This window comes from Ramlibacter albus, assembly GCF_014297445.1.
In the GTDB taxonomy this organism is placed as follows: domain Bacteria; phylum Pseudomonadota; class Gammaproteobacteria; order Burkholderiales; family Burkholderiaceae_C; genus Ramlibacter; species Ramlibacter albus.
The window spans coordinates 201,460-214,510 of sequence record NZ_JACORU010000011.1 but is presented as its reverse complement, the minus strand read 5'-3'; the positions used below and the strand labels follow the sequence as shown (position 1 = coordinate 214,510).

Here is a 13,051-nt window from a genome sequence, read left to right as displayed (position 1 = left end):
ACCAACAGAAACTCAAAGCGTGACAAGCACTTACGCTCGCCCCTGGAGCAGACCCCGCGCCAATCCTCGCTCTGCGGGGAGGCACGAACCGTCACTTTCTGCACTGAAATCAAATGGACCCCGTGAAGAGGAATCTTGCAGCCATGGGTCTGCCCGAGCGATTCATGGATGCGTGCCTTGAGCGCTTCGATGTGTGGAGGGCTGGTTCACGTGTGAGCGTCTTCGGCGCCGAAGGCGCGCCCAGTGATGTGGTTGGCGTGAAGCTGGCAAAGCTGGTGACACCTTCGCCAACGTGGACCCTAGTGACCGCGTGCCACCGGCAAGCAGCTTGGAATGTTCACAACTGGGCGCTCAGCCACTTCGTACCGGTGCAATACGTCGGAAGCCCGGCGGGCCGGGCGAGTCGTGCGCTTGCCACCCAGCTGATCGCTGCCAGTGACCAGGTTGTAGTCTTCGAGCGCCGGCGCGAGAAGCGGTTCGATCATGTCCTGCAGGCGGCGAAGCAGGCGCGAAAGCGCGTGTCCCTGGAACTCTACGATGTTGCCGGTGGATCTGCATCGCAACTGTCGCTCGCGTAAAGCAGATTCTCCGACAGCGCTCCCCCAAGAATGAAAGGCCCGGTGCATTGCTGCTTCCGGGCCTTTCGAGTACTGCGTTGGGGACGTCCTACGACGTGCGCTTGATCACGCGGTAGGTGCCGCTGATCACCGTGACGTAGACCGCTTCGCCTGCCGTCACAGCCTGGTACGGGGCTGGCTGAACGATCACCTGAAGGCGCGGTCCGCCAACCGGTTGAGCGATCAACACCACGACCTCTTGGGCATGGGTTCCGGCCACCATGTGGGCGCCGCGCTCGCCAAGGAGCCCTCCAAGCACTCCGCTCACGGCTTGGACGGCGAATCGGCTGTCGCCCTTTGCGCGGCTGCCCAGCGCGATCGCGACCGTCGAACCGACAGCGCCTCCGGCCAGGCGTGCCGTCGTACTGGCCTCGACTTCCTTCAGGCTGACCTGCACAACAGTTGCCTCGAACACCTGGCCCGAGACTTGCGCCTGCGAAGGCGCGTACACATCGCCTGATTGCGCCTTGGCCGGTCCCGGCACCACGAGCAGCAATGTCACCAGCGCAACCGCCTCTGCGATCACGATGGCACGTTGCGCCCACGGCAAGCCGCAGAAGCTCTGGATGATGTTTTTCATACGTTCTCTTTCTGGGGGAAAGCAGGGACGCATGGCCCCTCAGGGCAATGCACTTGCCCTGCAGGGGTGGTTGTCGTCACCGGCGATTGCCGGCGAGCGTTACTCGTCGTCTGCGTGCTGCCTGAGGAGGAGCTCGGCTTCTTCACGCTGGATGCGTTGGAAGTCCGAGTCGCCTCCATCGGGAGCGCCGGCGACATGCCGAGGTGAAGTGGACCGACCGCTGAAAGCAGCCAGCGCCAGAACAACCGCGATGAGGATGTAAGGCCAGAGGCCCATGGACGTTCTCCTTGGACCTCCGCACAGGGAAGGCCCTGTGTGGGTGAATGCTTGCCCTGAGGCAGCTAGCGGGTCGACGACCTGCGTTCGTGTATTGGACCAGTCAGGCGCGCACGCGGCAAGCGATCGCAGCCGTGGCGCGCGGGTAGCGCGTGGACTCTATTGAGCCCCCGTGGTGAAAGTCCACGTCTTGATCGGCACCCATGCTCCGGCCGCACCTTGAACGGGGGACGCGCGGCCCGCGAAGGACACTGTATACGTGGTGTTCGGACGCAGAGCACCATTGGGCACGAAGTACGCCTCGTTGGCGCGCAACAGTGTGCTTTGGGCGCGAGTCACCACCAGTCCGGGCACCTGGGAGCCGGAGCCATCGGAGACCGAGAAGGTATCGACAGCTAGGCTGAACTCGGGCGCGATCTGAATGCTGATGGGATAGCCTTCGACGGCGATCGTTGGGGTCGGATCGGGAACCTCGGGCGACATCTTCGTTGCTATCCCGATTTGCCCCGCGTACGGCGTGATGCCGATCCACCCGCTCGGGAGCACACGCACTGCGCTTTGAGAGGCCAGGTTGATCACGCAGTTGCGCAGCAGAAAGCCATTGCCGTCGCGGACGGCCGAGCCGATCCCCACGCCGATGCTGTCCATGGTGGTGTCCAGCAGTGCCGCGCGGTGGAAGACGGTCCCGATCAGCTGGTCGACACATCCCTTCGTATCGGGGTCAGCGCCTGCCGCGGCCCCGAATTGCGAGCCACTGACCTCCGACGATCGCGTGGGCACGTAGCCGGCGGCGCGCAGACGATCGTCCGGCACGGCGCCAGTGAATCCCGGTCGGGTCGCTTCCTCGTAGTGCGCGAAGGGAAGACCAGCAGATGTCAGCGTGAAGAGGATGGGGTCGGGGACGCCGTTCGCGTAGAAGTTCGTAGTGAGGTAGTTCGAGTGCGCCTGGGCGGCGTTCTCCACGCGCCCATCCGAGGTAAGTGAACCGAAGCCGCCATTGGCTCGGAAGCTGTCGATGTATTGGTACATCGCCGCTTTAGGGCCCGTCTGCGTGGCCGGGACGGGCGTGGTGGTTGTCGGAGTACTCGTCGTCACATCTGTCGTTCCGCCCCCGCCACCGCCTCCTCCCCCGCAGGCCGTCAAGAACGCGACGGCGCTGAGAATGGTGGCAAAGACCACAGACATGAATTGTCGTTTCTTCATCGGTGAATTTCCTTCTTGGTGAATGTTCAAAGTAAGCTAGCAAGGAAGGCGGGTCCGTCAAGTGGCCTGCCGGAACACGACCTGCTTCTTTTTGAGTTGGCGTCGCTGATACGCGAGATGATTCGCGTGACGAGTGACTGCCTTTGCCAGATCCACGGATTGCCAGAGCAACACCTCTCGGCCCACGGATTGCAAGAAAGCCAGAATTGACTGCGCAACTTCGCGAGCCTCATGGGGTCGGGTCGCGATCGCGGCGCAGAGCCGCGCCTTGAGATCGACGTTTCGCCGGCCTTCGAGAAACCGGAGAATCGGCTGGCAATCGAGCGTCATCGCTTCAGCTACCGTCAAGTGCAGCACCGCACACGCGCGTTCGACCCAGTAGTGAGTCGCATCGCTCCCGGCGCGGAGCGCATTCAGCAGCGTGATGTCCTGGTGCCTGGCTGAATGTCCGGGGGCCGGCTGCGGCGGCCGTTTGATGCTTTCCTTCCAGTACAGCGTCAGCGGCCTAACAACCTCAGGCTTTCCGATCGCCGCGGCCCACGCCCGCAGAAGCGACCACTCTCCACGGATCGTCGACAGGGCCTTCTTGCTACGGCGCCAGTGGTCTAGCAACGCGACGGCGTGACGCTCGTCCAGCTGCTCGACACGCGTGATCGGATGGCCGAGATCGGCGAGCTCGCGATAGAACCGCACGATATGGCGAGACCGCCGCCGATGTCCTGCTTCACCGTCATCACCATTGTTCGCAGGTCGAGCGACGTTGGCCCAAATTCGCCGCACGTCATCTGCAAGGTTTTGACCCGCCGGCAACAGCACGTCTTCCGCGGCGCGGTTCGAGAGAGCCGCGCGTGGAAAAACTGCAATGGCGTTGGTTGATGACGACTGCACGCTCGATGAGCTCCAGGCTGGTGCGTCGATTAGAGGGTGGTTGCAGCCCCTTGAATCCCCTGCCAACACACCTCAGACGGTGACTTGCCGCCTGAAGCTCGCAAATGCAAAGGGGCCGCTTGCGCGGCCCCTTCTTTTTTCAATGGGAAATGGCGTTCAGGGGACCTCGCCCGTCTGCCACCAGTAGACGATCGCCGGCGCCGGCGCGGGTGCGGGAGGCGACGGATTCTGGCTGGTCCAGAAGTTCGTGCCCCACTCTTCCGCGTTGTTCTCGCTGCCCCCGCAGTTGTTCGTGTAAACGCATCCGATCGGTGCAGGAGCAGGCGGCGGCGGCGACGGGAATGCAGTCACTGGCGCCGGAGCGGGCGGCGGTGGCGGTGGCGGTGGCGGTGGCGGTGGCGGCGGTGGCGGTGGCGGTGGCGGCGGTGGCGGTGGCGGCGGCGGCGGTGGCGGCCACCCACCCGAAACCGGAGTAGGTGCCGGTGCTTCTGCCGGCGGCGTCGGGGCCGGAGCAGGCGGCTCCCAAATCGGAGGCGATGCAGGCGGAGGAGGCGGAGCAGGCGGCTCCCACGTCGGAGGAGACGCAGGGGGCGGCGGCGCGGAAGGAGGAGGCGGCGGCGGTGATCCGCCGCCTCCGCCAGCTTTCTGCTGCAGGGTGCCTACACGTCCCTCGTAGTACACCTGCCCGTTCGGCTGCACGCTCATCACGTCGCCTGCCTTGGTGTATTGGACTTGGCCGCCCCAGGCGGCAGACACGTTGTTTTGCGCCTGGCACTCAACGACGCGCACTGGTTGGCGTTGGCCTTCGCCCAAGCCTTGCCAGGCGTTCTGAGCGAGAGCTTTCGCGTCAGTGATGCTGCTCACGCAGTTCGCGTCGGTGGAAAGTTCGGTGGCCAGAGGCATGTCGTAGAGCCGACCGCCTGCGCCGTCACGCGCGATCTGCGCCTGCGCATGCACCGCGGCGAACATCGCAGCGATGCCCAGCGGGATCGCAGCGAGCTGTCCGGAGCGTTTCTTCATGATGCACTTCTCCTATTCGAGGGTCTAAGGTATAGCCCGGTGTTGCTGATGCTCAAAGGTCCAAACGTCAAAGTACTGAGTACTGGCAACCACGCCACGCGATTGCCTCAGCGCCGCCTGCACCTGTGATTGAAACCGTCCACGGTCCTGAACCCGTGTACGAGTAACGGACAGCTCCGCCAGCGACCGGCGTCTGGAACTGACTCGGAACGATCATGATCAGAGGCGTCGAACCCGTTCCGCATGTCGGTGAAGGGACCACGCTTCCATTTACCACTGTCATGCTGTCCAGCCACGCGAGACGTCCCAGCGCGGAGTTGAGCGACACATAGACACCGCCGCGGCAAAAGAGCGTGCTCGTCGGTGTGGTGGAGTCCAGGGCAATACCGTCCGTGCAGCTGCTGCCTTCGGCAGCTCGAGTCAGACCTTGTATGCGCCACACGTTCGAAATGCAGGCGAGAAGCTGCCCATCGGCCTGCCGTGCGAACTGGCCAGCAGCGCCGCAGGGTGTTCCCTCAATCTGCGTCGTGACGAAGGTCACCGTGCCCGTCACGGACGCGCCCGAGTTCATCGTGGTCAGCCCACTGAATGTTGCCGTCGTCCCGTACACGGAACCACTTGCCGTGATGCCGCCGGTGTTGGTGTTGTTCTGGAGGTTGTCGGCGAAAACCGTGCTCACGGTTCCCGTGTAGCGAATGCCCGCGCTTGTGCTGCCCGAAGACGAGTAGCTTGTCACCGACCCGTCACCCCCAATGCGAACCTGCGGAGAGCCGGTCGAACTGCGCGTCTCTATGTTGCCCGTCGCACCATCTGCGAAGATGCGAGCGACGCAATCGGAAGCGCGGGCAACGATTTGCCCGGCGCCGCCCGAATTCATCAACTGCGCGAGCTGGCAGGTACCGCTCGAGCCAGTGCCCGTTCCCGAGCCCACAGTGTTCGTCACGAAAACCGACCCGCCGACGGTCACGTTGTTGATGAAGTTCGGATCGCGCGTATCGCTCACGACAAGGTACTGAGCCATGCCACTCGCGCTGTACGTGATGTAGGTTCCGAACACACCCTCTACGGAGCCAAGCGGATTGGCACGACTCCAGTTCATGCTCGAGATCGTTCCGGGTGTAGCGTTCGTGCTGTAACCCGCGTCGTTCCCAAACTCCCGCGCCGCGAAGTTCAACGCACGGTAGGCCGGATAGTTGGCGGACATGACAGGCCCCGGATAGTTCGTAGCCATGCCGATGTCGCAGGCCGCACCTGAGCAACCCGCCGGAATCATGGTGAGCTCGAAGGTGGGGGTACCCGTCGCTTCAGGAACGCTACCGGTGTACGCCACGCCAAGGATGTTTAGCGCCTTCAGCTCCGCAACCGTCGGGCGCAAGGGATCGGCGACACCGGTAACTGTCCCAGTCGTGGTAAGTGGCACGCGGTACTTGTGCGTGTAGTCGATCGCAGCCTGGTAGTACGGTTTGAAGCCCGTCGCGATCGCCTTTCCCTTCAGATAATCGCGATAGAGCTGGACGCCGTGCCAGATGCCCACCATCAGGACCGACAAGACCGTGATGGAAATGATCACTTCGATCAGCGTGAATCCAGAGTTGCCACGCCGCGTCTTCGCGGCTCGACGCATGGACGACATCATTTCTCCTCGCTGTTCGTGGTCACAGAGAGACCTCCCGGAGCTTTCGCGCGAGATCTGCGCGGTCGTAGGCACAGCGCGTGGCGGCCTGCTGGTCGAGGCGCTTGTCCTTGATGATGGGGATGAGGGCTTCATTGAGCGAGCGGACACCGCCGCTCGCGCCCCCTTCCGTGAGGCGCTTCTGTAGCGCGTCCCACTCCGACCTCTCTATGAGTTCCTGGATGTCCCCACGATGCCGCACAGCGACCGACTCGTGGACGAACACCCATTGCCCGTCCATGAGACTGGGAGCCTTCACCTGGTAGGTAACACCCAGCAGCGTTCGAGCGACCGACGCAGCTACAGCTTCCGGCCGCCCGGGAAGGTCGTTCACCAACGATCGGATCGCATCGACGGCGTTGTTCGCAAAGCCGGTGGCCACGACGAGCAACCCGCGCTGCGCGGCCTCGAACGCCGCACGCTTGTCCGCGGCCGTGCGCAGTTCGCCAACGAATGCGGCCATCGCGAAGTTCCGCATGGCATCCTGAAGCACCCTCTCGACCGATTCAGCATTCGACCCAACTTCACGTTGACTGACGCGGCCACGCTTCTCGCGGAAGATGAACTCGATAGGATCCTCTGCGGTCACAATGTGCCCGTCGCGATTCGTGTTGAGGTGGTCGATGTACGACACGGCAGTGGTTGACTTGCCGGCGCCGGCCGGACCAACGATCAGGATGAGGCCCTGGGTTTCGTCGGCCATCGCTACGACCTCGTTGGCGAGCCCGAGGTCCTTGAGCGGAATCGCATCCGGCAACACGACCCGGATCGTGGCACCTATGAGTCCTGGCAGATCATCCGCGCGCTCGATGTTGGGATCGAGGTCACCGCGACCGCCGAACAGGTAGACGTTGGCGCGCATGGACACGCCGTTGCCGGCGGCCCTTACTTCAGGGACCTCGCCGTCGATGCCCCCCTCGCGAATGCGGTCCTTCCAACGCGGGTCGACCATGGCTGCGAATTGCGCCATGTCCGCGCGAGTCAGTTTCTGATCCAGCGTCTCAACTTGCTCACGACGCTGCACATCCAGGTCTTCGGCAGGCATGGACAGCTCGACCGCCTCGATGTGCACTGCTTCCGAGAACTCGCGAACGCTCATGATCTTGACCTCGCCGCCGATGACGGTTTCGACCTCGATCTGGCGCCCTTCACGAGCGAGCACGTTGAACACCATGCCACCTCGCAGCAGGGCGAGCGCGGCGTCGAGCTTGTCAGCAATGCCTGCCATGGTCTTACTTCGCGACTGCGATCTGGACAGCGATCGGCTCGGCGCCGTTGCAGGCCGTCGAGAGGCCGAGTGCCGCAACATCCAATTCACCGGTCAGCGGCTTGACGGTAACCGCCGAGCCCCCGCTGGGAGTCACGTTCACGCGGATAGCGCCAGAGCTGACCGCCCCTTCGACGACGCCGGTGCAATGCTTCGCCTGGGTGGTGCCGGTCATCGTGAGGCCGTCGTTCGTCCCGACCAGGTTGACCGCAGAGACGGTGTACGTGTCACCGGTGAGCGGAGACGTGGCGCTGGCGGTATTGGTGCCGCGGTTGGTGATGCCGGGCATGTTGCCGAAGCATCCGCTGTTCACGAGGACCGGCAGTGTCACGGACGTGAGGCTCGCGATACTTCGGGCGTAGTCCACGCCGCAGTTGACGACGGCGGTGACGCGCTTGCCCTCTTCGACGCCCTTCTGCTTGTTGTACATGCCGACGCCGAACAGCGCGAGGCCGACGACAAGAACGGCCGCGATCGCGATGACGACAATCAGCTCGATGAGGGTGAAGCCGCGCTGGCGGCGGGGGATGCGCTTGAGAGTTTGGGAGCGAAGCATGTGAACCTCTTGGTGGTTGGTGGGGAAAAGGGTTAGAAGCTGCGACCGGCGTTCTGCACGACCGCGAGATAGACGAATCCGATCGCAGCCGCGACCAACAGCAGCAGGACGCGTTGGACGCCCTTGATGCCGGCGCTCGCCTGCTTTGTTCGGGTGTTGATGAGCGCGGCCAGCCGCGGTCCTGCCTCGACCGCGACGTACCGCAGCGCCTCGTCGATGTCGACGCCCATCGAGCGCACTTCGACTCGGACCATGGCCTGCCAGTCGAACATCCCTACATCGACGATGTCGACGCCGCGCTCATGTCGCGCTTGGAAGTTCGCCAGCATTTCCTCCAGGTACATCGCCTCCCATCGGTTGGCGCGCTGGAGCAGGTTCTTGATCGCCCGGTCGAAGCCGATCCGCGCGGCTAGGAAGGTTCCCAGCGCCATCATGATTGGCGTCGAGCGAACGAGCCGATACAGCCGGAAACCCGGGAGACGTTGGTCCGCCCAACGGCGTCGAGTCCCAACCCAGTTGGGAAGCGCCCATGCGATTGCGACGACAGCCACGACGATGACGCCGAGAGTGACGGGCCAGACGTCGACCAACGAGTCGCCGATGCCGATCACGATGCGAGAGAGCTCGGGCCAGTATCTCCGCGGTGCAATCTGAGCAAACTGCTCGGCGGCGAAGTGGGCCACGCCCAGCCACATGAAGCCGACCGACAGGAGCGTCATGACCAGGTCGACGAGGACCCGTGCGACTCCCGCACCGGTGCTGCCAAGGTTCTCGATCATCCGGGCTGCGGTGACAAAGCCTTCCCCGCGCTCCGCATCCGTCTTCGAGTTCACGCTGACGGCCTCGATCAGCATGTTTTCCATGGGCCGGAAATAGGGCTGAAGCGCGAGGTGCAGCAGCATCCCGCCATTCACCCGATCACGCACGTCGCGGAATGCGGCGGAGAGCGCCGCATTCGGCGTCCGTCGCGCCGATGCGTTGAGCACCTGGTTGATCGAGCCCTTCCCTTCCTGCATCATTTCGCCGAGGTCGGTCAAGAACGCGACGCGTTGCTGGCTGAAGGCACGTCTGCGCTCGAATGCGTCCAAGCGCTCCGTCAGGGATTGCCCTCGGGTAGCGAGTTGTGCAGCGCTCATCGAGAGGCCTCCGCCGCAGTCCGATGCGCGACTGCCCCAGGCACTACTTCGCGCACATCCCGGCGAACGGTCGGCCGGATCTCATAGGTGAAGAGGTCTTCGACGTTGTCGAACACTTCAAGGATGCAGACTTCACCTGCAGCTGCCTTGGAGAGCGCATGCTCCACGAAGGTCTTGCCCCGCGTGTCAGGCGAGTCGAAGCCGGTGTCTCGCTGGCTGCGAAAGTGGTCCATCGCCGCGTTGACGTTTCTGTCCATGATGAAGTCGAGGAACTTGCGGTCCGGCACCACCAGCTCAGCGATCGCCGTGCGGCCGATCTCACCGGTGCCGGCGCAGCGGTCACATCGGTCGCCGTCGCCGGTGTGGCGATACCTGACGTACATGCCGTCGACGCTCAGGCCGAACTTTCCGGTGAGCAGATCCAGCTGCTCGTCCTCGAGGTGATCCGCTGCGGGCTGTTTGCAGTCCGGACAGAGCAGCGGCACCAGGCTCTGGTAGAGGACGGCGCGAAGAAAGCGCTCCATGCCGAGAATCGCAGGATCCATCTGGATCGCATCGCCCATGAGCCGCATGAGCGCCGCGGCCGCGGAGTTCGCGTGAAATGTGGCCAGGGTCAGGTGGCCGGTCAACGCGTAGTCCTGTGCCATCAACGCTGTGGCATGGTTGTTGATCTCGCCCGCATAGATCACATCCGGGTCCGACCGCGCGACGCCCACGGCGACTTGGGGCAACGTGTCGAGGTTGACCTTGTATTGCGCGAGTTCGCTGATCCCAATTTCGGGTGGAATCTCCATCCCCACGCGGATCTTCTCGTTGGAGCCGCGGTCGGCTTCCAACGCGGTGGCAATCGTCGTCGTCTTGCCCGACCCCGTAGCGCCCACGACCAGCACCAACCCCGACGGGGCGAACGTCGCGCGGAGAAGCTGTCGCTCCATCTGCTCGCTGAGACCGAGTGCGTGCAGACTGCTGCCCGCCGCCGTCTTGCCGTCGTAGGACAGCAGCCGCATCACGACCTTGTAGCCATCGACCGTGGGGTTGCATTCAAACCGAAGTTCGGCCTTCTTGACCGGCGGCTTCAGGCTCGCGTAGCACCGAGCCAAGGGGTTGAACGTCGAGTGCGACTTTTCGGACTCATGGGCGATCTTCGGGTTCTGGAAGAGCGCGGTGATCACGCTCTCGATCCCTGCAACGCCAGCCGCGTCGGTCGCTTCCTCGCACGTTCGCACCTTGCCGTTGACACGCATGCGCAGCCGGTATCGAGGCGCGAATCGGCCGTCCTTCACCACTTCAATGTGAATGTCCGAGGCGTCCAGGGCGATCGCGCGCAGGATGATCTCGTAGCCCCGTTGCTCGGGATTGCTCACGTTCGATTGCTGGGCGACCTGGTTCGCCTGCGCTACGGGCCGCTCAAGCAGCTCGGAGACAACCGCGGCCGTTGCCATGCAGAAGTAGCAGTCCAGCCGCAACTTCTCCTTCGCCTCTCGCCGGAATCCGACACCGGCCGATGTCATGTACCGGTCTTGGCGAATCAGCATCAGGTGCTGCGTCCCCCGCTCTGCACGGCGCTCGAGCAGAACGGCCTGTTGCAGCCAGCTCTTGGTGCTCACGTCCGGCATGGGCGACAGCTCCCAGCCAGCGCCAAGTCGGCTGCGCGACTCGACCAGCAAGGCGCCACTTCCTTGAGCGCGCTCGCGGATCTCGTCGATGATGTCTCGCGAATGCCGCCCTGACTGGGATGCGTCCGCGTTGGCCGCCTCGGGGCCCCGCGGCGACGGCCGCGATGCGACGCGAAGCGCCGGAGCGCGCTCAGCGACCTGTGGTGCCGACTGATCCTGAAATGCGCGCTTGAAGAAGGTCACTGCAATACCCTTTCGACAGGTGTCAGGAAATAGCGGCCCTTTGCCACGACAAGATCTGGGCCGTCCTTCTCGCTTCTGGAGAGGCGGACTTCCACCATGCTCAGCGTTGCGGTGGGGGGTAGGCGCTTGAGCGCAGCCGTGAAGGTGTCCGTGGGCCCTTCGAGAGTCCACGTCCCATACAGGCGACGGCTGGCCGCGAGTTCGACGGGCCGCATCGTCTTGAATTCGTCGGTCATCGCAACCATGTCGGCGGGCGTGGTGAAGCCCAGCTTCACGCCAGCGAGCAGCACCTTCTGCGCAGTGGTACCGAGCTTCAGAAGCAGCTCGGGGTCGAACTTGATGTTCGCGAGGTCGACTTTCGGCATCTTGTCGTACTCGGGAACCTCGAGTCCAGTCACTGCGTCATCCAGTTGCGCGATGTCGAAGCGTGGCAGCTCGCCCTGCCCGTGTGTTCGGACGAAGTCGGTGAACGTCGGCACTTTGGTGTCACGGCGATACTGCAGATCGCACGTATTGCCGGTGCACACGACCTTTGTGAGGTTGAATCCCGCACGGGACAGTCGCGTCTTGGCGATAAATGCCCACACGGGTTCTGCGGCCGCGCTGGCGACGACGCTGCTTTCCTTGGCGAGCACGTCTTGCTGCGCTGCCAGGTACTTCTGCCGAAGAACCTTCGCCTGCTGCTCTTTTCGGGTGAGCTGCTCCACCGACAATGCGTGGCCCACGTAGGCGTCATAGGCCCACATAAGGCCAACACCGACTCCGGCCACGGCCGCTGTCGCGATCGCGCCCTTGACGACGGGGTGCATGCCAAGCGGCTGGAGTCCGCCCGCAGCATCGAGAGCGCCAGCCGCGAACGGCAGGCCATGCACGGGCGTTGCGATTGCCGGAAACTCCGATGGAAGAGCGGAAAACGCCTTCGCGACAGGGCGGCTGTCCTGGATCAGCAGCGCAGCACCACTGACCAAGTGCTCCCGGAATTCCTGGATGCCCTTCGAGATCGTTTCGACATCACCACAGATATCCAACAAGGGCACGCCGTGCACGGTGGCGACGAAAACATATGTCGCGTCGTCCAGCGCGCCGAGATAGGCGACGTGTTCCGTGCCGTGCCAGGGGTTGTTCTGCGGCCCGGAATCCTCGCCAAGCAGCGACACTTCCTTGGCGAGTCGAACAGTCGAGAGCAGCTGCGCTGCCAAGAAGCCGTTCCCCTTCCCGCTCGGGCCAGTGGTTCGGCTGCCCTTGCCCTTCGCCGGCATGCCGACGGCCGCGTCCTGGCCATTGGAGGCAACGGCGATCACGGATGCGCCGCGCTTGCGCGCTTCAGCGCGGGCGACCTTCAACAACGGGCTGCTGACCGTCGGCTCGACGGGAACCCAGGTAGCGCCCCACACGACGCGAGGTACGCGATGGCGCCGCTCGGCGCTCGCGGCGACCGGCGCGCCAGCGTCCTTGGCTCTTCGAGCGAATAGCTTCATGGTCCTATGCCTTACCGGGTGAGCGGAACGCCGGGCGGCAGGGGCGGCATCGCGCCATTCGACGGGGTGGCGGCGGTGGTCCCAGCGGGGGCGGATGCGGCCGGCGGCGCGGGCGCGATGAAGCAGAGCGCGCGCGTCTCGGGCTTCGGCCCGGCCTTCCTCACCTCGGCGCACTCCGGCCCGATATTTGTGAGAGTCCAGCCCTCCGGAAGCATCGGCGTGCGCATCGTCACCGTGGAGCGTCGTCCGTTCACCGCGATGACGGCCTCCAGCCGGCCGGCAAAACCTTTGAGCGCCACGAGCTCCAGCTGCGCGGGACGCTCCGGCGGCGGTGCGACCTTTGCGGCCTTGACCGTGTCCGCCGCAACAGGTGGCTGCTTCGCTGCAGTGTCGCGGGCGAGTTGTGCCTGCGCTCGGGCGTCAATCGAGTCCTGGGCATGGGCCGAGACACCGAGGCACCCCAGGATTGCAATGAGTACGACATAGTTGCGCATGTGAG

13 protein-coding genes are annotated in these 13,051 nt (G+C 64.1%); 2 read left to right on the top strand and 11 right to left on the bottom strand.

Annotated elements, in window-relative coordinates; all coding sequences use genetic code 11:
* Nucleotides 1–113 precede the first annotated feature (113 nt).
* The gene (locus tag H8R02_RS24515) at nt 114–578 is read left to right on the top strand and encodes a hypothetical protein (RefSeq protein ID WP_187084133.1); all 465 of its coding nucleotides are present in this window, start codon (nt 114–116) and stop codon (nt 576–578) included.
* Nucleotides 579–666: 88 nt separating this feature from the next.
* Here H8R02_RS24515 and H8R02_RS24510 read toward each other — a convergent pair whose 3' ends face one another.
* From H8R02_RS24510 to H8R02_RS24495, 4 genes are all read right to left on the bottom strand, one after another.
* Complete coding sequence (locus H8R02_RS24510; protein ID WP_187084132.1) at nt 667–1,197, bottom strand: hypothetical protein; 531 nt, start codon at nt 1,195–1,197, stop codon at nt 667–669.
* A gap of 99 nt (nt 1,198–1,296) precedes the next feature.
* Nucleotides 1,297–1,473, bottom strand: coding sequence for a hypothetical protein (locus H8R02_RS24505; RefSeq protein WP_187084131.1), 177 nt, complete (start codon nt 1,471–1,473; stop codon nt 1,297–1,299).
* Between the two features lie 159 nt (nt 1,474–1,632).
* Nucleotides 1,633–2,676 carry an Ig-like domain-containing protein gene (locus H8R02_RS24500; protein ID WP_187084130.1) on the bottom strand — a complete coding sequence of 348 codons (1,044 nt, stop codon included), beginning with the start codon at nt 2,674–2,676 and terminating at the stop codon, nt 1,633–1,635.
* A 57-nt stretch (nt 2,677–2,733) separates the two neighbouring features.
* On the bottom strand, nt 2,734–3,564 hold the full coding sequence (locus tag H8R02_RS24495) for a phage integrase N-terminal domain-containing protein (protein ID WP_187084129.1): 831 nt from the start codon (nt 3,562–3,564) through the stop codon (nt 2,734–2,736).
* A gap of 311 nt (nt 3,565–3,875) precedes the next feature.
* Here H8R02_RS24495 and H8R02_RS24490 point away from each other — a divergent pair, with 311 nt between their 5' ends.
* Nucleotides 3,876–4,040 (top strand): hypothetical protein, encoded by a 165-nt coding sequence (locus H8R02_RS24490; protein ID WP_187084128.1) that lies wholly within the window; start codon nt 3,876–3,878, stop codon nt 4,038–4,040.
* Nucleotides 4,041–4,651: 611 nt separating this feature from the next.
* Here the strand turns inward: H8R02_RS24490 and H8R02_RS24485 are convergent.
* From H8R02_RS24485 to H8R02_RS24455, 7 genes are read right to left on the bottom strand one after another with little or no spacing between them, the layout of a single operon-like run.
* Nucleotides 4,652–6,217, bottom strand: a complete 1,566-nt coding sequence (locus H8R02_RS24485) for a type II secretion system protein (RefSeq protein ID WP_187084127.1) — start codon at nt 6,215–6,217, stop codon at nt 4,652–4,654.
* A 22-nt stretch (nt 6,218–6,239) separates the two neighbouring features.
* Nucleotides 6,240–7,484 (bottom strand): ATPase, T2SS/T4P/T4SS family, encoded by a 1,245-nt coding sequence (locus H8R02_RS24480; RefSeq protein ID WP_187084126.1) that lies wholly within the window; start codon nt 7,482–7,484, stop codon nt 6,240–6,242.
* 4 nt (nt 7,485–7,488) lie between these two features.
* Complete coding sequence (locus tag H8R02_RS24475) at nt 7,489–8,079, bottom strand: type II secretion system protein (protein ID WP_187084125.1); 591 nt, start codon at nt 8,077–8,079, stop codon at nt 7,489–7,491.
* A gap of 32 nt (nt 8,080–8,111) precedes the next feature.
* Nucleotides 8,112–9,167, bottom strand: a complete 1,056-nt coding sequence (locus H8R02_RS24470) for a hypothetical protein (RefSeq protein WP_187084124.1) — start codon at nt 9,165–9,167, stop codon at nt 8,112–8,114.
* A gap of 44 nt (nt 9,168–9,211) precedes the next feature.
* A complete protein-coding gene (locus tag H8R02_RS24465) occupies nt 9,212–11,074 on the bottom strand; it encodes a GspE/PulE family protein (protein WP_187084123.1) in 1,863 nt (620 codons plus the stop codon).
* A complete protein-coding gene (locus H8R02_RS24460; RefSeq protein WP_187084122.1) occupies nt 11,071–12,552 on the bottom strand; it encodes a type IV pilus inner membrane component PilO in 1,482 nt (493 codons plus the stop codon). The genes H8R02_RS24465 and H8R02_RS24460 overlap by 4 nt, the downstream gene beginning before the upstream one ends.
* An 11-nt stretch (nt 12,553–12,563) precedes the next feature.
* Nucleotides 12,564–13,046 carry a hypothetical protein gene (locus tag H8R02_RS24455; RefSeq protein WP_187084121.1) on the bottom strand — a complete coding sequence of 161 codons (483 nt, stop codon included), beginning with the start codon at nt 13,044–13,046 and terminating at the stop codon, nt 12,564–12,566.
* Between the last annotated feature and the right edge of the window lie 5 nt (nt 13,047–13,051).

What these genes read in the sequence shown, in the direction of transcription:
- H8R02_RS24485 (WP_187084127.1), bottom strand. Translation starts at nt 6,217, where the DNA reads ATGTCGTCCATGCGTCGAGCCGCGAAGACGCGGCGTGGCAACTCTGGA.
- H8R02_RS24475 (WP_187084125.1), bottom strand. Translation starts at nt 8,079, where the DNA reads ATGCTTCGCTCCCAAACTCTCAAGCGCATCCCCCGCCGCCAGCGCGGC.
- H8R02_RS24515 (WP_187084133.1), top strand. Translation starts at nt 114, where the DNA reads ATGGACCCCGTGAAGAGGAATCTTGCAGCCATGGGTCTGCCCGAGCGA.
- H8R02_RS24505 (WP_187084131.1), bottom strand. Translation starts at nt 1,473, where the DNA reads ATGGGCCTCTGGCCTTACATCCTCATCGCGGTTGTTCTGGCGCTGGCT.
- H8R02_RS24510 (WP_187084132.1), bottom strand. Translation starts at nt 1,197, where the DNA reads ATGAAAAACATCATCCAGAGCTTCTGCGGCTTGCCGTGGGCGCAACGT.
- H8R02_RS24460 (WP_187084122.1), bottom strand. Translation starts at nt 12,552, where the DNA reads ATGAAGCTATTCGCTCGAAGAGCCAAGGACGCTGGCGCGCCGGTCGCC.
- H8R02_RS24500 (WP_187084130.1), bottom strand. Translation starts at nt 2,676, where the DNA reads ATGAAGAAACGACAATTCATGTCTGTGGTCTTTGCCACCATTCTCAGC.
- H8R02_RS24455 (WP_187084121.1), bottom strand. Translation starts at nt 13,046, where the DNA reads ATGCGCAACTATGTCGTACTCATTGCAATCCTGGGGTGCCTCGGTGTC.
- H8R02_RS24480 (WP_187084126.1), bottom strand. Translation starts at nt 7,484, where the DNA reads ATGGCAGGCATTGCTGACAAGCTCGACGCCGCGCTCGCCCTGCTGCGA.